This window comes from Flammeovirga pectinis (genome assembly GCF_003970675.1).
In the GTDB taxonomy this organism is placed as follows: Bacteria; Bacteroidota; Bacteroidia; order Cytophagales; family Flammeovirgaceae; genus Flammeovirga; species Flammeovirga pectinis.
Window position 1 is genome coordinate 2,758,647 of the sequence record NZ_CP034562.1, and the last position, 22,338, is coordinate 2,780,984.

Below are 22,338 nucleotides of genomic sequence, written 5' to 3' on the forward strand. Positions count from 1 at the left end.
AATTAATTACATTGTTATTTGTCATCTTTTTACGATATTCACTAAAATTTCATTTTTACCTCAATCAATATATGAAGCTCTTACTTGTAGTAAACCCAATTTCTGGAGATATAGATAAAGAACCATTTTTAAATGATGCCGAAAACCTTTTGGATCTGTATGAAATTGAATATACCGTTTATAAAACTACGGGTAAAAATGATTTAGAGATTTTAAAGTCTTACATCAAAACGGTAAAGCCTCATAAAGTAGCTTCTATTGGAGGAGATGGGACAACACTTTTTACATCTATTGCTCTGTTAGGTACAGGTATTCCAATGGGAATCATCCCTTTAGGTTCTGCAAACGGCATGGCTGTGGAACTTTTTGTTGATCCTAACCCAATGGATGCTTTGAGAGAAATTATAATGTCTGATATGGTTAGAGGGCTTGATCTTCTTAAAGTAAACGGAGAACATTATTGTTTACACATAGGTGATATTGGTGTAAATGCACAAATAGTAAATGGTTATTCTAATGATCCAAACAGAGGAATGACAACCTATATTAAATACTTTTTAGAGCAATTAAAAGTAAAAAACATTATTGATTATAAAATTGAAATTGATGGTGAATTTTATCAAGAATCTGGAATTATGCTTGCCATTTGTAATGCAAGAAAGTTTGGTACAGGTGTTCCTCTAAACAGTATAAGCAATCCTTTTGATGGTAAATTTGAATTGGTAGCAATACCAGAAATGAATTTTGAAGACCTAATAATTGTAGGTCTTTCTAAATTTGATGAAAGCTTTTTAGAAGATGCAAATGGTAACGTGTATTCTGCAGAGAAAGCAACCATTCATTTTGAGAAAACACAACTACTTCAATTAGATGGTGAAGTAATTGGTGATATTGATACTTTAGAAATTGAAGTTCTCCCAGCAGCAATTCAATACATTACAACAAAAAGAAACACTTTAGTTTCTTAAAAAGATTGGTAATAATAACCATTCAAAATACACAAATTAGCACTTCTTTCCACCATTATAAATGATGAAAAGAAGTGCTTTTTTCATAAACTTATATACCAATTTTTACTCCAAAAAATAATTGAAGAGGTGGGTATTCTGTAAATAGATTTTCTGCATTGGTCTGGTCATATTTATTACCAACAGCAACCATATGAAATCTCCAATTTTTATTTTTAATAGGATAATACTCAATACCTAAACTTAGTGTTTGTAATGACTGAGAAGTATATGAATTTGATTCTATAGTACTACTCATTGGATCTAACTTATTATAGATATACTCTACAAATGGACGAAACTTCTCTCCTTTGTATGTTAATTTAACAGGTACAGATTGATATTGTGTCTGTTCAAGAAATCCATTAATATTAATAACTCTAGCGTAATCCACATCTAATTCCCAATCAGAGTATAAAAATTCTACACCAAGATTGCTCATATGACCAATAGTATTTTGATTATTTTTTTCGACTGTTAAACTCATTGACGTATTAATATGATCTGATATATGACCCGACCAATAGAGGTTCTGCTGCAAGTTTACATTGTTTAAACTATCGGGCACTGAGTTTACTAACTGATAAGTAAATTGTTGTTTTGAATCTGTTGTATAACGAACTGTTACCCCAGACGAGAACATATTTAAATGTTGTCCAACCTCACTGTATTGATAGACATCATTTGGGCTTACATGCTCTTCAAAAGTACCAATGTTCACCATTGATTTACCTAATGTAAGCATCCATTTTTTATTGGAAGTAGTATAACTAATATTGGCTAACATAATATCTTCTGATAAATTATTAGCCCCATCAGAAAGACTTAAAGGCGTTATTTGTAAGGTATAATTCATCTGATCTGAGATAGCTCCATACACGCCTAAAAATACGTGATCAAACTGAAATTTATTATCTGTTTCTCCAGGATTGATAGATGTATAGCTATCAAATCTAACATCATAAATTAAATTAAAGTGTGATATTTCTTGAGAATAAACACTTAAACTACTAATAAACAGCACAAATAGACTTATTACTTTTTTCATTATTCTTTGATTTTTGAGAGAACCCAAATATCATTCAAATGGTAAAATAACAGGTAGTACAATTGTTTACGAAATAAGTATAAATGTATAAATCTGTAAATTAAGCTTATAATTTATGTTTCGATTTTCTCATTTCAGATGGTGAAATTCCATAATGAGACACAAAGCTTTTCGTTAAATGATTAACATCTGTGTAAGAGAACTCATAAGACAATTCTGTAATCGTTTTTGAAGTAGTCATAATTTCCACTCTTAAACTTTCAACTTTTTTCTCTTGATAATACTTGTACATCGTATTACCTAAAACAGCCTTAAAAATATTATTCAGCTTAATTTTATTAATACCATATTCTTTAATAAAAGATTCTACAGAGATTTTATTACGCAGGTTGTCATGCATAAAGTCTCTAATACTGTAAACAGTTTCTAGTTCATAATTAGAAAAAAGGTGTGTATCTTTTTTATCGTCAATGTGAAGTAGAATATTATCTACTAAAAGCTTTAACTCTGTTAATTTTACCCGAACCCATGCTCTTTTAATTATTGGGTCAATTTCACTTCGCATCTTTTCTGATACCGATTTCTTCCAAATCATAGTATGTTCATTTCCTGTATGGAATATATAATTCCCTAGATTTAGAAGTTTTTTCATCACTTCATTTATTTTATATTTTTCATAGTTTATGGCATAAGTTATTATAATTTTTCTTTCGCCTTCTTTGTACTTCAAATTAAAATGTTCTTCATTCTTTAAAAAGATAAAACCATTAGGAAGGTTAAGTGCCAATTTCTTTTTGCCTTGATCTAGCTCTACTCCATTTAAAAATAGATGTACAGATAGATCATATTTAATATCATGATGAATTTTAAATTTTGTTGCTTTCTTTGCAGTATAATCCATTGCAGTAACCCTATACTCTGGCTCTTCATGTACCATCATCTGCCCTTTAACGATATCATTATCAAATACTATTTGATTATCATTAATAATTTCTCCTCCAAGATTTTTATGAATAAAATCAATAATTCGTTCTTCGTCTCTTTCCTTAAATTCTATCTTTTTCATACCTATTTTTATAAAGAAAAGTCATTGATCTATTTTTATTTATCTAAAATACATTTATCACAACTAAAATAAAAACTTTACAAAGTACCTGATCCAATAAAAAATTATGCATAAAAAAAGCATTGAAATAACTTCCAATGCTTTTTAAAAATCTTATTGCTAACTACAGTGTATACCCTAATTTTTCAAGATCTTGATGAAAGTATTGTTTTCCTTCTTCAGATACCTCGGCCAATTCTACAACATATCCCCCTGGAGTTTCATATCTACCTTGAAATCCAATGGGAACTGCAGATTTTTCTTGAAGAACTTTCATGCCTGCTGCTTCTGCATTTCTTAAAGTCGATTCCATATCTTTTGTCCAGTAAAGAACTTTAGTACGTTCTAAGTATTCTGGAAAGCCTTCTAAAGAATCTGTAATTACTGCTGAAATATTTCCATGAGGAGAGGTTAATGCGACAACTCTCAAATTCCCTAACTTAGGCATATCAAAAACATATTCAACTTCTGCGTCAAAGTTCTTAACGTAATTTTTAATAAACGATGTACCCTCGGCAACTTTAACAAATACTCTAATATATTCTTTGCTCGAAAAGTCAGATGATAAATTTTTCATTCTAGTAATTTTTAATATTTTTATAAATTTTATACAGTTAAGTAACGACGTTTCTTATTTTGAGTTACGGTATTTTACACTCATTAACTATGTTTTTATCTATTTATTTAAAATAAATTAACTCTCAAAACAAGGTTACAAAAGGCTGGTATAAAAGGATAAAAGTTACTTATAAAAGTATATAAAATAACTAGTGCACAAATCAAAAAACTAGCTTTACGATCTATTATAAAGGTTTTTGGCATGTTGATTATTATACCCTATAAAAGGTAAGCTCAGTATAAAATGGTTTTAAGTATTCCCTTATTAGGTATAATAATGAAAAAAAAGCTACTAATTCTTCAAATAATTGATATTTAATTCTAGTTATAATTCTCTTCTGATTTATAAATACAAAAAAGAGGTCAAATAGCTTTATCAATTGATCAAACTTCAATCAGCATATATAATAAAGAATCGTCGAGCTCTATAAGTCCAAAATCAAAAAGCCATCTATAATTGGTATCAATATAGAAGCAAATTAAAACATTTTTAAAAAAAAATTCGAATAGTTGTGTCTTTTTGAACCAACCCCATACTACATAGACGAAAACAATTTAAAACATTAAAATAAAAATCGTCATGAAAAAAGTAGTAAAAGTATTGCACCAATCTTGTTGTGGAGTTAACCCTAACATCAAAAATCAACTAAAAAGAATTGCTGCAGAAAACAATGTAGCAATTGATGTACTCGATGTTACAGACATGATGGAAACAATGCAATATGGCACAATGGATTTTCCATCTATAGTAGTTGATGGTAAGGTACATTCTTACAGACAAAACAATACAGATGAAGCTGTAAAAGAAATGCTTACAGCATAAAAGTTTCATCAATTCAACGCTTATTAAAGCATATCTCACTAAAAAAATGGAAAGTTTATTAATAAAAGCAGCAGATTACCTTGTTTATCAATTGCTAGGTATTGGAGCAGAAACCACTCTTGGTAGTGCCTTGCATTATTTCTTAGTTAGCACAACTCACATTGTCTTATTGGTTATTATTATAACGTATTTAATGGGTATTATTCAAAGTTATCTCCCATTAAATAAAATTAGGGCCTATTTAGAAAATAATAAAAAATTCGGGGTTGGAAATATATTAGCATCTATATTAGGTGCTATTACTCCATTCTGTTCTTGCTCATCTATTCCTCTTTTTGTTGGAATGATGCAATCTAGAATCCCTTTAGGCATTGCATTGTCTTTCTTAATAACATCTCCTTTAGTTAACGAAGTAGCAATTGCATTGTTCTTAGTTACATATGGAATAAAATTCACAGTAGTTTATGTCCTTTTTGGTATTCTACTAGGTGTTATAGGAGGTATAGTTCTTGATAAATTAGGCATGGCAAAATATGTTGCTGATTGGGTACAAAACCTAGCAGAAACACATGCTATTGAAGAAGAAGATAAACGTAGTTTAAAAGAACGTCTTCCTGAAATACATAAAGAAACAGTACAAACATTAAAAAAGTTGATTCCCTACATTACAGTTGGGTTAGCTATTGGTTCTTTTATACATGGATACGTTCCTGCAGAATTTTTCCAAAAATACATTAGTGCAGATAATCCATTTGCTGTTCCTATTGCTGTGCTTACAGCTATTCCATTATATATTGATGCTGTTGGAATTTTACCAGTAATAGATACATTAGTTGCTAAAGGTGTACCAATGGGAACTGCCATAGCATTTATGATGGGTGCAGTTGGTTTATCATTACCAGAAGCTTTACTTCTAAAAAAGGTAATGAAAAAACAATTGATTTTTGCCTTCTTCGGAACAATTGGATTTGGGATGATACTAGCAGGTTATTTCTTTAATATAATGTTCAGTTAATCAATACTTCGGTAATTTTTTCAAAATCCCTATAAAACATAAAAAGCTGTATTTTTGAAGTCCTACCAACAAAAAACAGCTAATTATGGAAAGCAGAGCTTTCATAGGACCAATATTATCAAAAATGTCTGACTTAAGAAAAAGTAAAGTCAACTTTTTAACAGAATGTTTTATACTCTTCTTGAGTATCAAGGGGAAAATTAATTTTCTTCAGTTATCAAGGTATGGTTCATATAGTGAAAAAACTTACCGAAATAATTTCGAATCAGGTTTTTCTTTTTCAGAATTTAATCATCATTTGATCAATGAACATTGTGGTGATGAAAAAATAATAGCTTTCGATCCTGTTTACCTCAGTAAAAGTGGTAAGAAAACCTATGGTTTAGGGAAATATTGGTCCGGATGTGCTGGTAAAGCTCAAAAAGGATTGGATTTATCAGGTATTGGAATTGTTGATGTAGAAAGTCGTAATGCCTTTCATTATGATGCAATCCAAACGCCTTCAATTACAGAATTAAAGGAGAAAGGCATGAGTTTAGTTGACCATTATGCATCCACTTTGCTTACACATAAAGAGCAATTATTGACGCATTCTAAGTATGTTGTAGCTGATGCTTATTTTGCAAAAGAAAAGTTTGTTCGACCATTAGATGAGGCTGGCTTTACTGTACTTAGTCGATTTAGAGGTGATATGAATGCAAGGTATTTATTTGAAGGACCAAAAACAGGAAAACGCGGTAGACCTAAAAAATTCAACGGAAAAGTAGACTGGAAAAATATTGATCTCGATATTTTTCAGTTAGAAGATGATACAGACTTATATTATTTGTACTCTGCAAAAATTTATAGCGTTGCTTTAAAAAGAGAAGTAATGATTGCACTTGTTCAATTTAAAAATCAAAAGCTCAAGCAAAAAATATTCTTTTCAACAGATCTAAATCAAGAGGCCTTCCAAATTTTCAATTATTACAGATTACGTTTTCACATAGAATTTCTTTTTCGAGATGCAAAACAGCATACAAGTCTTACAGGTTGTCAAGGAATAAGTAAAAATAAAATTCATTTTCATACTAATATGGCACTTACTTCTGTCTCAATTGCTAAGGCTTTTCATTGGATCAATCAAGAAAAAAAGGAAAGAGGACCCTTTTCAATGGCTAACATAAAAACACTCTATTTCAATGAGTTAATACTAAAAAAGATTTTTAGTGTATTTCGAATTGATGTAGATGTTGAAAAAAATAAACAGCAATTTGAGATGATTCGAAAATTAGGTCAAATTGCTGCTTGAAAAATATATTATTTTACCGAAGTATTGGTTAATGAAAACTTTATTTAATTCAGTAACGGCGGTATTTGCCGCCTTACTGGCATCTACATGTTGTGTTGGTCCGTTACTTTCAATTGTAGGATTATTAGGCATTTCAGCAGCATCACTCACTTGGTTAATTAGTATTAAGCCTTACTTAATTAGTTTAAGTTTATTGCTTACATTTTATAATTTATACTTGGCCTATCAACCCAAGAAAGATACTTCTTGTTATTCTGTAAATAATGAACATCAGCAACTAAGTAAAACAGAAAAGCAGACAGTATACTTCTTCCAATCAAAGACATTTTTATGGGGTGTAGCCATCGTTACACTATTCACCATTGTCTTACCTTACATCAACCTATAAATAAAAAAATGAAAGAAATAATAATAATTAGCAGCCTATTATTAGCAACAGTAACTTCTTGTACAACTAGCACAAAGAAGCATGAAACTGAAATTGTAGTGACAACTGAACAAACTCAGAAAACATTTAAACTTAAAAAGTTCAAATCTAGTTGCTGTGTTGGAATAGTACAGTATTCTTTAAAAGAATTAGATGGTTTTATAATGATGAAACCTAACTTAGATAAATCTGAAATTACTGTTTGGTATGATCAGAATAAATCATCAGAAAAAGAAATTGTAAAAGCAATCAATACAACTCCTTATAAAGTGATATAACTCATATATCAATACCTATTTTTATTAAAATGGAGATAGGTATTGATTAATTTTTATTTAAAATCAATTGTCATTTTCAAGGCTTAATTTAATTTGATCCTTACTCTCACAACTATTGTTGACAGAACAGCTTACAAAATTCCCTTTTGCATCATATTCTATATCACAACACTGATTAAAAAGTTCTAATAATTTCTTGCGTGCTCTTTGGATTCTCATCTTAGCACCAGAAAGACCTATTCCTAATTTATCGGCAATTTGTTGTTGAGGTAAGCCTTCTATATCTGCCCATTTTAAAGGTTCTCCATATTCCTGAGGCAAAAGGTTTATCATTGAGATTATATAATCTGCAGTGCCTATACTTTCTTCTTTGTGGTCTACAAAAGAAGTCTCTTCCATTAAACTTTCTGTATCTAATTTATGCGATTGATAATAGGCATAGATTACATTTCTAGCTACTTGAAATAACCATGCTTTTAAGTTTTGAATTTCTGATGGTTTAGAACAAGCTTCTGTAAGTTTAACCATTACCTCTTGGGTTAAATCATCTACATCTTCTTTGTTCTTTAGTTTCTTATTGATGAACGAGTGAATATAGTCATAGTAATCTACTACAATCTCATTCATGTTACTACACTGCTTATTTTCCATATCTCTAATTTAATAGTTTTCCCACCATTTAGAAGTTGGATATACATTTCCATCACCTACAATAAAAACTTCTCCTATTTCTGGAGTGGTTAACGGCATATTTAATTCTTTTGCCTTAATGGTTACTCTTTCAACAGGATCTGTCCAAGAATGTAACGATAATGTAAAAGCACCCCAATGTACAGGCATCATCACTTTTGCATTTACATCTACTGCAGCTTGAGCAGATTCTTCTGGCATCATATGTATTTGAGCCCAATTCTTATTGTATTGTCCACATTCCATTAAAGCAATATCAAATGGACCATACTTCTCTCCTATTTCTTTAAAATGATTTGCATAACCACCATCACCACTAAAAAATACTTTTTGGTGCTTGCCTTCAATCACCCAAGAACCCCACATTGTTTTATTTCTATCCGTTATTCCTCTTCCAGAAAAATGTCTTGATGGAGTAAGAACAATCGTTAATTCTTTAAAATTCGCTTCTTGCCACCAGTTCATTTCATGGATTTTTTCTGATGGAATTCCCCAAGCTCTAAAGTGAGCGCCAACTCCTAAAGGAACATAATACTCTTCTACTTTGTGTTTCAATTTTTCAATTGATTTATAATCGAGGTGATCATAATGATCATGTGATATAATGATCGCATCAATTGTTGGTAACTGATCTATGGCTATAGGTAATTCTTTACTGTATCTATTTTCACCTAACATTGGATGAGGAGCAGCAACTTGTCCTAACATTGGATCTACAAGTATCTTTTTAGTATCTATTTCTAAAAGAAATGCAGAATGTCCAAACCATGTTATTCTTGTTAGAGAGTCGTTGGCTAAAAGGGCTTTTTCCGTAATTTTATTTGGAACAATATCTTCTGATGGACGTGAATTTTCTATACCATCTGCATAGGCTTGTATAGTTTCCCAAAGTGACGATAAGCTCATATCTAAAGATGTTGGAATCAAGTTAAAAAAGCCATCGTCATTATAATGACCTGATGCCTTATAACGAATAATATCTTCTTCTGTTTGAGTGCCTCCAAATTCTGGACTGAGATATAAAAAACCAAAACCGTAAATTAAAAATGCTGCGATAATAACAGCAAATAATAATGCTAATCGTTTAAAGAAAGTTTTCAAATTGTAGTGCTATTATGAAATAAGAAAGATGAACAGTTTTCAATTTAATCTTTTCTATATAGAATCTGCAATATATTGGTTATATGTCTTAATTATTTATTTCTTTGTTTACCTAAAATGGAACACATCTATTAAAAACAAACATCAAACATAATATTAAACAACTGTATAACAGTATTTTAAATACTAAATAATATTATCAATTAAACTATAGTATAATCAAAAAATTAATTTATAAATTAAAATACTGTATATCAGCAAACTAAAACTATTTGTTATATGGCATTTTTGAATAAAATTCAGCTATATGCAACCTTTACTTTACCCTTTTGTCTTTTACATTGAACTTAAATATTTAGAAATACGCTAACACATTATAAATAAATAAAACAATGAAATCTATAATTTTGACTTCCATACTTACTCTTGTTTCCATCTTAACTTTTGCTCAGAAAAATGACACAAAACCATTTCCTTGTAAAGATTTTACAAAACTAGAATTAGACGGGAGCTTTAATGTTGTTCTTGTAAAAGGAGAATATTGTAGTGCTTATGCAGAAGGTAAAACAAAAGATTTAGAAGAAATTAAGATGGTACAGAAAGGCGACCAACTTAGTTTTACTAATATTAAAAAGAAAGAAGATGGATCTAATAAAAGTGTCAATAGTAAAAAGAGCCTAACACTATATATTCAGATTGTCGATTTAAAAGAAATAGAATCTAATTTGGTTGGAACACTTACAAATGAGGGGGTTCTTAATTTCAATAATCTTAAATTAGAAATGAACAGCGTTGGTGCTACTACCTTACATTTTAAACTCAATCATTTAGATTTTGAATACAATGGTATTGGTAAAGTTGAACTTGCTGGAAATGCAAAATCTACCAATTTAGAGTATAGTGGTATTGGCTCTGTAGATGCTAGAGATTTTCTTGTAAAAGATATGGAAGTAGAATGTGATGGCATTGGAAGTGTAAAAGTAAATGCAAGTAATTCTATAAAAATGGAATCTAGTGGCATTGGAAGTTTAAAGAATTACGGTACTGCAAAAGAGTAAAAATACACGCTTACAAATACATAAAAATAGCCCCTCTAGTAAAAAACTAAAGGAGCTATTTTTATGCGATAATATTTTGTATTTATTCCACTTTTATTTTTACAAATTCGGTTTTATCATTGTTAGATAATCGAACAATATAATAATCTGGCTTAAGGCTATGTTCAACTTTACCTGTCAAATTAAAATCATTAGATTGTAATACAGACTGACCTGAGAAGTTAAATACTTCTAGAGAATGAAATTCATGATGTCCAAATAATTGTATTACTCCTTTTGCAATACCTACTTTCAATTCGTTCTCTAAATCAAGTAACGCAAGTGGCGAAGAGGTATCAAATATCATTTCTAACCTATTGATATTATCTCCGGCTGGTAAACTTATTGTTGCATCTGTATTTTTTAAATCATAGGTTTTATTAGAAACTCTATCTCTTAAAATGATCTCATAACTGCCCATATTATCCATTTTTGGAACAGAAAAAGTAATTGTTTTTGCATTGGCTAAAGACAATCCAATAGGAACTACCTTACGAGCAATACCCACATTATCTAGCGCCTGAATTACATAATGCTCATTAGTATCAGACATTAATGAATACAGTGAAAAACTAGGGTTTCCTTTAAATTTCTTACTATCGTATTGTACATCTAAGTAATCGCTTGCATCATCTTTAAAAGCAATTAAAATCTGATTAAATTCTCCGTTATCCCCATCAGCATCTAACCAAAATCTTGCTAAAGGAACATCGTCTGCTTTCTCTCTAAAAAACTGATTATTGGTTGTTGTTCGCATTGCATTAGTAAAAGTAACATCTCCTGTTGATGCTGCTGACACGAAGAATCCCTGCCCTACTGCAATATTTCCATTTGGAGTTGTACCATCGCCACCAGCAACAGCACCTAAGGTTGGGTGCCAAGTTGCATAATCAGAGTTATCAAAAACATCTACGTTAGATTCATCATGATCCCAAAAATAGAGTGTATTGGCTATTCTATTTGTTCCACTCTCCCCATTTTCAGCAATAAATAATGACGCACTAATTGGTGCTAAATAAGGATTCCCAATTAAGTTATATCCTGTAAATGTTCCATTTGTTACGGTGTAAGTTACTGTTCCATTATTAGGAATACCACTGATTACTTGAGTACCTACATTTTCAGAAATGTATCCTCGACCCGGAATCATATTTTCAGTATAAGCATTCCAACCTCTACTTAATCCCGTACTATCCGTTCCTACTGCATCTTCTGGATTGTATCTAAAAGGATTTTCTCCCCAATTAAACGTAAGCGATGTGTATGGACTAGCAAAATAATGATACACTTTATCAATACCAGCACCAGATAAAGTATAATTTACATTCCCTGTCCCACTGTTTTCATTCACTCCATTTTGTGTAATAAACTCTCCGTTGTCTAACGTTAATGTTCCTTCAGTAATCAAACGGTCTGCAAGTGTTGCCGACCCTCCGGCATCTATACTAACAGTTGCTCCGGTAGAAATCAATAAATTATTTACATTAAAAGGTGCATCAATAGCAAAGTTTACCCCTTCTCCAATAACTGTATTTACAAAAGTAGTTGGAGTTGAATTTGACCACGTTGTACCATTATAGTGCGTATAAATATCAGAATTTATCCAATCCGCTTCTTCCATATTTTGCAATGCCCCATGGTTATTATTAGATGTCCTATCGTACAAAACACTTCCTTTATGGCAGTTCATGTTAAAGTAAGAGACAAGATTACTTTCTGTTCCATCTAGTGTCGCAAACATCTCATTAATAAGCTCTTCGTTGGTTTTTACTTTACTCCAAATTCTTAGCTCATCGTATTTACCATCAAAGAATAAGAGTGGCGACGAACTATATTCTGCACCAAGATATATACTAGAGTTCCCCGTTTTTATTGCTCCTCCAGTACTTCCTCTATCATTTACCTCCATAGGCTCACCATCTATGTAAAGTGTTAAGTACCTTCCATCAAATGTCATGGCTACATGATGCCAACCCGCAAAACCACTTGGGAGGATATAATTTGCAGTTTGATAACTGCCTAAACCATTATCAAAATATTCTGCTATTAATTGAGTACCATTTAAAATAAATGCCATTCCACTCGCCTCTGTAGAACTAATAATTTTTTCTGTTGATGTAGGAGTCCAATCAGTCGCATTTACCCAAATTTCAACAGTCCAAGCATCCTTATCTGGAAAAAATGGAGTATCAGTACCAAAATCAACATATTCATCTACACCATCTAATATTAATCCATTTCCAGGTGCTTGATTCATGAAGTAAATTCCAAGATCTGTTTTGTTATAATTAGCAACAACAGTATTTAGGTAAGTAGTAAAAGCGCCATCTCCAAAAGTAACCGTTAAGTTATCAACACTATTGGTAGTTGCATGTGCCGATACAGTCCCGCTAAGTGTCATTGTAATTTGAGTATCTGAGTCTCTAATAAATGACGCTGTTAAACCAGTAGGCACATTAGAAGTAGAAATCCTATTTCCAGTAATAACATCTGCAGCAAAAGTATCATCAGATAAAGTAAGAACAACAGCTTCGTTTATACTACCATTGTTGTCTATACTTTCTAGAAAAATTGTTTTATTGTAAGAAATTGACGTAGTGTACGCATCAATAAAATCAATAGTGAAATCTGATTTATTGTAATTTCCTATTAATGTCGCATCATTACCCGTGAAAGCTGTATTCGCAAAAACTATTGACAGGTTAGCAATGTCATTAGCATTTTCGTGTGCAGTTGCACTTCCTGTCAAAGAAATATCAACTGTTGTTTCTGACGTTCTAATTACCGAACCAACCAACCCTGCCGGTAAATTAGTAAAAGTTACTTTATTGTCTGATACAAAATTATCGTTGGTGTTTCCTGTAAATAGATCTCCAGTTATAGCAACACTTATCGTTTCTACTATGCTACCGCTGTTGGTACTTGTATTTTCTGTAAACGACGATGAAAAATAATTTAATTGAGTAATTTGCCATGTAGCTAATACCCAATCATCATTGGTCATATTATGTAATGCTCCAACAGCAACACTTGAACCACTACTTGCAAAAAATGTCCCTGTGAGATAGTTAAAATCAATATATCTATTTAAGTCTGTCTCATTTCCGATAGCTTCAAAATTCATTTTTTCCACTATTTCTGTTTGAGTAAGTACTTTATCCCAAATTCTCAATTCATCAATTTCACCAGGAAAATGATCTGTATCTTCTGTATCGTATAATTTTTTACCAATCGTTAAATCATTCGTTATTGAGGTGAAAATTCTTGGAAGACTTGTAGGGTTACTATCATCTAAAACACCATTAATATACAATTTTGCATCTACTCCACCTTCATTTGTATAAGCAATATGAGACCACTCTCCTGCTTGTACTGTACTTATAGAATTTAATTGATAAGTATCTGATGACTGATCTTCGACTTTAAAGAAAACAGACAATGTTCCGTCTGTATTGACTTTAAGTGAAATATTTTCTGTTGTTGAATTTGCCTGACCAACTGTATACACATTACCTGAAGATACTAATGTTGGTTTTACCCATACTTCAAAACTAAAATCATCTCCTAAAGTAAGATTTGGAGATACCGCATAATCATTTACTCCATCAAAAGCTAAAGAGTTGTTTGGTGAATCTGAATAATTAATATTTAAATTGGATATATTATAGCTTGTAAAAGCAGCTGCATTATTATTACTAAAGGCAGCATCTTGAAAAGTAAAAGTTAAGTTCGAAATGTTATCACTTACTTCATGAGCAACTGCATTACCCGTAAAACTTATCTGCAATGATGTGTTAGAAATTTTTGTACCTACCGCAGTTAAACCAGTGGGTAAATTAGAAACAATAAGTTTATTATCAGCAATGAAATCATCTCCAATTGTGCCTAAAAAATCTCCATTCGAAAGTGTAACATCAATTGTTTCCGCTATTGATCCATCATTTTCTACTGCTTCTACAACTGAAGATGTACTATAAGTTAAAGCAGTAGTTGTCCAATCACCAGCAACCCAATCATCATTGGTCATATTTTCTAAAGATACATCGTATCCATTTGGGCTATTATCGGGTATAGTTGTCCCTGACAACTCATTCATAGAATAACTCGCTAGAAGGTTCGTTTCATCTCCTACTAATTGATCATTCATTGCTGCAGTAATTTCTGCTGGGGTTAATACTTGGTCCCAAACTCTAAATTCATCAATTTTTCCAGTAAAAAAGTTTGACAGAATTCCAGAAGCTGATTTTGCACCTAAAAACAGATTTATTGTTTCTCCCGTGTACCCACCACTATTTGTGTTTTCAACTTCTAAAGTACCGTTCAGAATAATTCTTGTAGTGATTCCTTCTCTCACTAAAGCAACATGAATCCATTGATTCGCATTTATTGTTGTAGAACCAGTTGTGTTATTTCCTCCAAACCCATTCCAAGAAATAAGTATACCATTATTAAGCCTTAAATTGAGTTGTTCTGTATTTGATTTAAATTGGAAAAGGAAAACATTACCAGCTACAGTTTCAGGTCTAAACCATCCTTCTGCAGTAAAATCTTGTGGCAATGCAAATTGAGAAGAACTTGCGTAATCATCCACTCCGTCTAATTGGATTGCATTATTTGGTTTAGGATCATTAAAATTTAAGCTGATATCACTTTTTTCGCTATCTGCTACTATAGAATTATCACCGGTTGTAAATGCCGTATTTTCGAATAAAATTGTAAGGTTAGAAATATCTTCAACATCTCCGTGGTTGTTGGCATTCCCAGTAATAGCAAGTACTACTTCGGTAGTTGAAGTATAAGTTACCGAAGCTGTTAATCCAGCGGGTAAATTTGTAATCGTTGCTTTATTACTATTTATGAAATCTTCGTTTAGTGTACCATCAAAAGTCCCTCCTGTTTGAGTGACTGTTATTGTTTCTGTAAAAGATCCATTATTTGTACTTATCTCATTTAAAATACTTGTGCTGTAGCTTAAGGAAGCAGCATAATAACTGCTATGTTTATTAGAAGTTAAACTGTTGTATGTATTTGTAGATGCTATTGCATTTGGAGCTAATAAACAGAAAAGAGATAATCCTATACTGCATAGAATCTTGGTGAAAATATTTTCCATAACAATTGTGGGTTAGGCAATTCAGTGAGTTTGGGTAAATAGAGATCTTTTATTTATCATCTTTCAATGTATAATCTCTAAACTTTTTAATACCATAAGCCACACCTGAAGCTATTAATAATGTAGCTCCTCCATCAATAGGTACTCCCTCCCCTGGTGGAGGTGGTGGTTGTGCATGAGCAAACAAGATAGATATAAAAAGTAATGTAAATAAAGATACTAAAAATTTTATATTCATAACAGAAGTAGTAAGTGTAGTGGCTTGATTACCAATCCATAAATGGGTTATTAAATCATATTACTAATCAGTATCAAAACCCTTTTCTTCTGTTATAGGTTCTTATTTTACTATCAAAGTCCAAAAATCTAAAAATTATCCTATTATATTATTACGTGAGTACAAACTTATTTTCTTCGTTTGTTCATTTTGTAGAGTGTTTCAAAAAGTAATTTTAATTGGTAATTTTTCGCAAAAAAAAAGCTATTCCAATAATGGAATAGCTTAATAAGAAATAATTATAGTTTTTGGTAATATAATCTTATCGTTTGCCCTTCAGTATGTAGATCCAATATGTACTTATCATCTTTTGCTGAAACTACTTTAAAAACATCCTTCACATGGGTTCCTTCAAATTCACCGGATATTGTCATATTCTTTTTCTTAGAATCATACTCCCATAATCCTTTTGAAGTAACTGTCGGTGTAATTGATATAAATGAACCATCGTTTTCAAACTGCTGGTAATTTTCACCTTTTAAATATTCATCAGCATTAAAAGATTCTCCCGTTGATAAAAAACTAATCTCATATAAGTGCCATTTTCCAACAAAGAAATTTGATCCTTTCTTAGGAGGAGAACCTGCAAAAACTGAAGATCCTATTAATGTAATAAGTAAGGTCGCAAATACTAATTTTAGCGTTTTCATATTGTATTATTTAATGTGTTATTCTTTCGATTATAAGACATATATAAATAACTGTATGACAATTAATTACACTTAATAAAGTTTAATGAAAAATGGTTAAAACACTCTAAAAACTATAGACTATTTTAACCATTTTGTACGTAATATTATCCAGTGATAATTTACTTATTAATTGTAAACTACAATTCTATTACTTAATATTAATTCTCTTAGTCCATGTTTTAAACTGAGACTCTTTATTGTAGATAGGATTAGATAACCACTTATCTACCGCAGAGAATGTAACATCAAAATATTTCTGACTGTCTTTGTTGCCTTTATCTCCTTTTTGAACCTTAACTTTCACTTCGAAAGTAAATATTTCAAACCCATCTTTATCTATACTATGTGCTGACTTTACATTAGTATAAGAAGAAGCAGTTTGTTTAGAAACATCATTATATTTATTTCCTGAGTAAAAACTAATAGATGGATTTAAAGCTGATGTATGAAAACTAATTGATTTATATCCTCTTATAGATCTAACTTTACCCGTAATTGTAAATTCTTCACCTACCTTAGCATTTTCAGTTAGCTTCTCATTTACTTCTAATGTAAAAGGTTCTTCAGTAACTCTTACTACTTGTTTAACTGACTTAGATTGTCCTCCTTCAGTATATGTAATAAAAGTATATTCATAATCTCCTTTCTTTAATGGAGCATATCCATTAAAATTATAAGTATAACTCTTCTGTTTAATGTTATCTGGTGCTTTAGAAAATCTTTCTGGAATTACTAACTCTCTAGAAAAAGATATGCTACTAATATTTGTATTGTCTAATGACTTAGAGTAAACATCAAATGATATTGCTTGTAATGGTAATACTTCTAATATTTCCTTACTGTTTTCTATTTTTAATTCGGGAGCTAATTCAACTTTTGGCTCTTCATCTTTACTACAAGAAGAAAATAAAGCAGCTGCTCCTAAAAAGAACGATAACGAAAATTTTGTAATTGTATTCATACTTCTGGTTTTGTTTATTTGATATTTTCACTAGTAAGACATAGAGGTTGAAGCACTTGCCAATTGTATTAAACCTAGTTAACAAACCAATAAAAAAAAGCTATATGATCAAGGATCACATAGCTTCCAAATTTTATAATTCGTTAATCGCTCTATCTAAAATTTCGTCTTTTTTCATATCGCTCCAATCAAAAGAAACAGGGATATCTGCTGGTACACCTTTTTCTAGTGATGGGTCTTTACTTAAATCTAATGCCTGTGTAATAGAAAATCTGTAAGTCCAACCGTTTGGTAACTGACCTCCATTTGGCATTCCTAAACCTCCACCAGTTGTATCGCCAATTAGTGTAATATTAGGAAGTGCTTTTGTTGCAAGTGCTGTAAAAGAACCTGCACTGTACGTTCCTCTATCAATTAAAACAATTACTTTATTTTTATATCTAATTTTACCAGAAGGTTCAACAAATGCTTCTTTCATTTCAGAAAAGTCATCGTGTGCTGCTCCAGTTTTTATTCGAGAATAATACACTAATGTTTTCTTTTCCACAAAGCGACTTAAAATACTAAAGATATCGTTTACTGCACCTCCACCATTTTCTCTTAAGTCTAAAATCAACCCTTTTGTATTTTTATATCTCTTTAAGATAAAGTCTAAATTATTATCATCTACAGTTCCTGTGAATTCTCCAAATCGGATGTAACCAATTTCATTGTTAGCAATAAAATCGTGCATAAAAGGACCTGAGATGTAATAATTGTCTGATAAATAATTATCTTCAATTACTCTAAAATCAAAGTTATCTTGTCCTAATTTCTTAACGCCAAACCTAGATACGTTTAAAGGAGAAATTAAATTGGTATGGTCATCTTTTAATTCAGAAAGCATACTTCCCATTACATTAAAAAATGCTTCATCAGACATCCCTTCATTTATTTGAGATTCATATTTTACTTTAATAGCATCCCAATCTATATTTTTAACATCAAAATAAGAATATTTTTCATTACACTCATTCCATAAATATTCAAAGTTTTTCTTTCTATCTTTTGTTCCAAGGTCTTCTCCAAAATAAACTTTATCACAAGAAAATAAACTAGAAATTAACAATAATAAAATGTATATATTTTTCATGATAATACTATTTAGTGTTGAATAAAAAGGCCATTTTAAATACTTGACTAGACATTGCATATTGATCTAAATCTCCTCCAGTTTTGTAACCAGTCCATAAATAAGAGATTTCGATTGCATTGTTATTTTTAAAATAAGTGGTATAGTCAATACCTAAATTCATTCTATAACCAGAGAATGCTTTAAACACATAATCGTCAAAAAATTTCGGTTTATTTACAATACTAGATTGCCCAGAATAAACATATCCATTTCTAAATGTATTGTTCATTACACTAACATCTAAACGTAATGATACAGATCTTCTTTTCATTTCGTTTTTAATAACCTTAGATAGATCTCTTGTTACCTTTACAGAACCAAATATTGTTGAAACATTCTCTGATCCTAAACTATTATTTGAAAAGTGTGGGTTTATTCTTAGGTTCTGAGATACATTTACCAATCCCCCTACTTTAAGGTTTAACTTATCATTGGATAATTTATTAATTCTGTATAATTGAGAATAAAATATATCTATTGTTTGTATTGTACTCATGGCTGGAGATTCTATACCGTGTGATTTAAAATTTCCTGATGAAAAAGAGGATCCTAACTCTGATTCTCTTTTGCTATCTAACCTTTTGTAACTAAATGCATAATGTAATCCTAACCCTTTATATATTAATGGCGACGTGGCTAAATCTCTAAATTTAGTTGCACTATACCCCATTGAAAATGTATAATAAACAGGTCTATTTCTTCTTTCTTCCTTTTTAGAAAGAGGAGCATCATCTTGCGAAAACCCTAAAAATGGGACGCATAATAATGCCAATATTGTGATAATGATATTTCGTTTCATACGATGAATTATGTATTGATTGATGTAGTACTGAGACAAAGGATTTGTAAAGGATGACATTGATCACCTGTTAACATAAACAAACCTCTAATTAGAATTTTGAGAACACAGATTGTAATCGTGAAATATTTTAAGCTTTGATTTTCAGGGTGAACTAAAGTTTATTCACATCTGTTTACTATGTAAAGCATTCTAGACATTTACCTATTAGACCTGATGTGTAATTATGATTGTAGAACAGCAATATCACCATAATCATCAATTAAAAACTATTGGAATACGTGCTATTCTATTGTTTATACTATGGAAACTCCTTCAGTTTACACTCATACAAGAAGATGGTTTAATAGATTCTGCCATCACAGAAAGCATTGTATTTATGTCTTCTTTTTTTATTAACTTCTTTGGAGGTGAAGCATATCATACTGCGAGTACATTATATATAAATGGTATTAAATCTGTATTTGTTGGTAGCCCCTGTAATGGTTTAGTCATAATGGTAATATTCTCAAGTTTTGTAGCATTAACTCCCGGTAAAGTGACTACTAAAATAGTGTACATTTTGGTTGGGCTACTCATTATTTATCTTTCTAATACATTAAGGGTAATTATGCTTGGTTACAATTACATTCAAGATCTAGAAACGTTTAATTTTAATCATAAATATACCTATGTAATTATTGTTTATTCTATTGTATTTGCCCTTTGGATGTTATGGATTGAGAAATTTTCTTCAATGAAAGATTTATTTAATACGAATGATCAGTAGTAATCATAAAAAGAGGATTATCGCTCTACTAGTTTTTATTTTAATGCTATTTTTAGGCTTCTATGTAAAAGAAGATAGCAATAGTTTATATTCTGATTTTTATCAAAATGTACTTTATAAACTGCATATCGGTTCTTCTCAAAAAATATTCTCTTATAGTCATTGGTTAGCTCATAAAACAAATATTTTAATCAATACTTCAGGAAGTATCATTATTATTCACTTACTATTTAACAACAAGAAGATCACTAAAAACCTTATCCTTTTTTATATTGTATTACTTTTTACTTACATCATTTTAAGTGCAATAAGTAAAACATACAACGACAAATATATGTACATTACAATTTACGGTATTGTACAACAATTCACATCTGCTTTCACTCCTCTAGTACTGTTCCCAATTATCTATCTGTATTCAAAATTTAAAGCAGTAAAAACCTCATCATAAAAACTGATTGTCTAGCTATTTTACTATGCAGATCTTAGAAATATTTGCAATCCAATAATTTCGTTCTTAGCTTTCTACTAATAAACACACTATATACTTTAAGCATGAACACATGAAGAATAAGCTTCAGAAATTAGAAGAAATGAATCGTCTAGCCGAATTAGGTGGTGGCGAAAAAAGAATAGAAGCTCAACATAAAAAAGGAAAACTTACAGCTAGAGAACGTATTGAATTACTTATGGATACAAACACCTTCCACGAGGTTGGTAAATTTGTAAGGCATAGAGAAGTTCAATTTGGTTTAGATAAAGAACATTACCTTGGCGATGGTGTAATAACTGGCTATGGTAAAATTTCGGGCAGATTGGTGTATGTCTATTCTCAAGATTTTACAGTTTTTGGAGGTTCTTTATCAGAGTCTCAAGCAGAGAAAATTTGTAAGATTATGGATATGGCCATGAAAAATGGTGCTCCTATTATTGGTTTAAATGATTCTGGAGGTGCCCGCATTCAGGAAGGCGTAAAATCTTTAGGAGGCTACGCTGATATTTTTTATAAGAATACAAAAGCATCTGGTGTAATACCTCAAATTTCTTGCATAATGGGGCCTTGTGCCGGTGGAGCAGTGTATTCTCCTGCTATTACGGACTTTATAATGATGGTAGAAAATACCTCATATATGTTTGTTACAGGTCCTAATGTTGTAAAAACAGTTACACACGAGGAGGTTACTTCTGAAGAATTAGGTGGAGCATCTGCCCATAGCACAAAAAGTGGTGTTACTCATTTTACATCAGCAAATGAGGCAATTGCACTACAAAAAATAAAAAAACTACTAAGCTACCTTCCACAAAACTGTGAGATGGATGCTCCGAGGTACGAGTACGAAAAACCAAAATCAGAAGTTCGTCCTCAACTCAATACAATAGTTCCAGAAAATCCAAACACTCCTTACGATATAAGAGAAGTTATTAACGGCAGTATTGACGAAGATTCTTTCTTTGAAGTGCACGAAGCATATGCCGAAAATATTGTAGTTGGCTTTGGTAGAATTGGAGGTAAAAGTATTGGTATTGTTGGTAATCAGCCTGCTGTTCTTGCTGGTGTTCTAGATAATGATGCCTCTAAAAAAGCTGCTCGATTTGTTCGCTTTTGCGATGCCTTTAATATTCCTCTTCTTGTATTTGAAGACGTTCCAGGTTTCTTGCCGGGTACTGACCAAGAGTGGAATGGAATTATTACTAATGGTGCAAAATTATTGTATGCTTTTTGCGAAGCCACCGTTCCTAGAATTACAGTAATTACACGTAAAGCGTATGGCGGAGCCTACGATGTAATGAATTCTAAACATATTGGAGCAGATTTAAATTATGCTTGGCCAACAGCAGAAATTGCAGTTATGGGGCAAAAGGTGCTGCTGAAATTATCTTTAGGAAAGAGATTCAGAGTGCAGAAGACCCAGAGGCTAAACTTCAAGAGAAGATAGCAGAATACACAAAAGAATTTGCAAATCCTTATAGAGCTGCGTATAGAGGTTATATAGATGAGGTAATTAAACCTGAAAATACTCGGGAAAGACTAATTGCAGCATTTACAATGCTC

General features: G+C 31.2%; 20 protein-coding genes and 1 pseudogene. 10 read left to right on the forward strand and 11 right to left on the reverse strand.

Annotated elements, in window-relative coordinates; all coding sequences use genetic code 11:
* The first annotated feature begins 71 nt into the window (after positions 1-71).
* The gene (locus tag EI427_RS10940) at positions 72-968 is read left to right on the forward strand and encodes a diacylglycerol/lipid kinase family protein (RefSeq protein WP_126614522.1); all 897 of its coding nucleotides are present in this window, start codon (positions 72-74) and stop codon (positions 966-968) included.
* Between the two features lie 91 nt (positions 969-1,059).
* Here the strand turns inward: EI427_RS10940 and EI427_RS10945 are convergent, their stop codons facing one another.
* The 3 genes from EI427_RS10945 to EI427_RS10955 all read right to left on the reverse strand — a co-directional run bounded on the left by EI427_RS10945 (position 1,060) and on the right by EI427_RS10955 (position 3,737).
* On the reverse strand, positions 1,060-2,055 hold the full coding sequence (locus tag EI427_RS10945; RefSeq protein ID WP_126614524.1) for a porin family protein: 996 nt from the start codon (positions 2,053-2,055) through the stop codon (positions 1,060-1,062).
* A gap of 106 nt (positions 2,056-2,161) precedes the next feature.
* Positions 2,162-3,121 carry a helix-turn-helix domain-containing protein gene (locus tag EI427_RS10950; protein WP_126614526.1) on the reverse strand — a complete coding sequence of 320 codons (960 nt, stop codon included), beginning with the start codon at positions 3,119-3,121 and terminating at the stop codon, positions 2,162-2,164.
* Positions 3,122-3,284: 163 nt separating this feature from the next.
* Positions 3,285-3,737, reverse strand: coding sequence for a hypothetical protein (locus EI427_RS10955; RefSeq protein ID WP_126614528.1), 453 nt, complete (start codon positions 3,735-3,737; stop codon positions 3,285-3,287).
* 621 nt (positions 3,738-4,358) lie between these two features.
* Here EI427_RS10955 and EI427_RS10960 point away from each other — a divergent pair.
* The 5 genes from EI427_RS10960 to EI427_RS10980 all read left to right on the forward strand — a co-directional run bounded on the left by EI427_RS10960 (position 4,359) and on the right by EI427_RS10980 (position 7,612).
* A complete protein-coding gene (locus EI427_RS10960) occupies positions 4,359-4,601 on the forward strand; it encodes a thioredoxin family protein (protein WP_126614530.1) in 243 nt (80 codons plus the stop codon).
* Between the two features lie 46 nt (positions 4,602-4,647).
* Positions 4,648-5,616: a permease gene (locus EI427_RS10965; protein WP_126614532.1), complete on the forward strand. Its 969-nt coding sequence runs from the start codon at positions 4,648-4,650 to the stop codon at positions 5,614-5,616.
* Between the two features lie 85 nt (positions 5,617-5,701).
* Positions 5,702-6,907, forward strand: coding sequence for a transposase (locus EI427_RS10970; protein WP_126613266.1), 1,206 nt, complete (start codon positions 5,702-5,704; stop codon positions 6,905-6,907).
* Positions 6,897-7,295 (forward strand): mercuric transporter MerT family protein, encoded by a 399-nt coding sequence (locus EI427_RS10975; RefSeq protein ID WP_126614534.1) that lies wholly within the window; start codon positions 6,897-6,899, stop codon positions 7,293-7,295. The genes EI427_RS10970 and EI427_RS10975 overlap by 11 nt, the downstream gene beginning before the upstream one ends.
* Positions 7,296-7,303: 8 nt before the next feature.
* Positions 7,304-7,612: a heavy-metal-associated domain-containing protein gene (locus EI427_RS10980; protein ID WP_126614536.1), complete on the forward strand. Its 309-nt coding sequence runs from the start codon at positions 7,304-7,306 to the stop codon at positions 7,610-7,612.
* 63 nt (positions 7,613-7,675) lie between these two features.
* On the opposite strand, the gene EI427_RS10985 is transcribed toward EI427_RS10980, so the two are convergent.
* Together EI427_RS10985 and EI427_RS10990 are read right to left on the reverse strand one after the other, a co-directional pair.
* Positions 7,676-8,263 carry a sigma-70 family RNA polymerase sigma factor gene (locus EI427_RS10985; RefSeq protein WP_126614538.1) on the reverse strand — a complete coding sequence of 196 codons (588 nt, stop codon included), beginning with the start codon at positions 8,261-8,263 and terminating at the stop codon, positions 7,676-7,678.
* Positions 8,264-8,272: 9 nt separating this feature from the next.
* A complete protein-coding gene (locus tag EI427_RS10990) occupies positions 8,273-9,403 on the reverse strand; it encodes an MBL fold metallo-hydrolase (RefSeq protein WP_170178447.1) in 1,131 nt (376 codons plus the stop codon).
* 392 nt (positions 9,404-9,795) lie between these two features.
* Here EI427_RS10990 and EI427_RS10995 point away from each other — a divergent pair, with 392 nt between their 5' ends.
* Positions 9,796-10,461, forward strand: a complete 666-nt coding sequence (locus tag EI427_RS10995; RefSeq protein WP_126614540.1) for a head GIN domain-containing protein — start codon at positions 9,796-9,798, stop codon at positions 10,459-10,461.
* Between the two features lie 82 nt (positions 10,462-10,543).
* Here EI427_RS10995 and EI427_RS11000 read toward each other — a convergent pair whose 3' ends face one another.
* The 6 genes from EI427_RS11000 to EI427_RS11025 form a co-directional block, all read right to left on the reverse strand.
* Positions 10,544-15,613, reverse strand: coding sequence for a LamG domain-containing protein (locus EI427_RS11000; RefSeq protein WP_126614542.1), 5,070 nt, complete (start codon positions 15,611-15,613; stop codon positions 10,544-10,546).
* Positions 15,614-15,662: 49 nt separating this feature from the next.
* On the reverse strand, positions 15,663-15,851 hold the full coding sequence (locus EI427_RS11005) for a PID-CTERM protein-sorting domain-containing protein (protein WP_205727845.1): 189 nt from the start codon (positions 15,849-15,851) through the stop codon (positions 15,663-15,665).
* Between the two features lie 278 nt (positions 15,852-16,129).
* On the reverse strand, positions 16,130-16,540 hold the full coding sequence (locus EI427_RS11010; protein ID WP_126614544.1) for a hypothetical protein: 411 nt from the start codon (positions 16,538-16,540) through the stop codon (positions 16,130-16,132).
* Positions 16,541-16,730: 190 nt separating this feature from the next.
* Positions 16,731-17,543: a hypothetical protein gene (locus EI427_RS11015; RefSeq protein WP_126614546.1), complete on the reverse strand. Its 813-nt coding sequence runs from the start codon at positions 17,541-17,543 to the stop codon at positions 16,731-16,733.
* 133 nt (positions 17,544-17,676) lie between these two features.
* Positions 17,677-18,675 carry a S41 family peptidase gene (locus EI427_RS11020; RefSeq protein ID WP_170178448.1) on the reverse strand — a complete coding sequence of 333 codons (999 nt, stop codon included), beginning with the start codon at positions 18,673-18,675 and terminating at the stop codon, positions 17,677-17,679.
* 7 nt (positions 18,676-18,682) lie between these two features.
* Positions 18,683-19,516, reverse strand: a complete 834-nt coding sequence (locus EI427_RS11025; protein ID WP_126614550.1) for a hypothetical protein — start codon at positions 19,514-19,516, stop codon at positions 18,683-18,685.
* 226 nt (positions 19,517-19,742) lie between these two features.
* Between EI427_RS11025 and EI427_RS11030 the strand changes: the two genes are divergently transcribed.
* From EI427_RS11030 to EI427_RS11040, 3 genes and pseudogenes are all read left to right on the forward strand, one after another.
* Positions 19,743-20,285, forward strand: a complete 543-nt coding sequence (locus EI427_RS11030) for an archaeosortase/exosortase family protein (RefSeq protein ID WP_126614551.1) — start codon at positions 19,743-19,745, stop codon at positions 20,283-20,285.
* Between the two features lie 43 nt (positions 20,286-20,328).
* Positions 20,329-20,736 (forward strand): hypothetical protein, encoded by a 408-nt coding sequence (locus EI427_RS11035; protein ID WP_126614553.1) that lies wholly within the window; start codon positions 20,329-20,331, stop codon positions 20,734-20,736.
* Positions 20,737-20,974: 238 nt separating this feature from the next.
* Positions 20,975-22,323, forward strand: a pseudogene (locus tag EI427_RS11040) (acyl-CoA carboxylase subunit beta); the annotation flags it as partial.
* Positions 22,324-22,338: the final 15 nt, after the last annotated feature.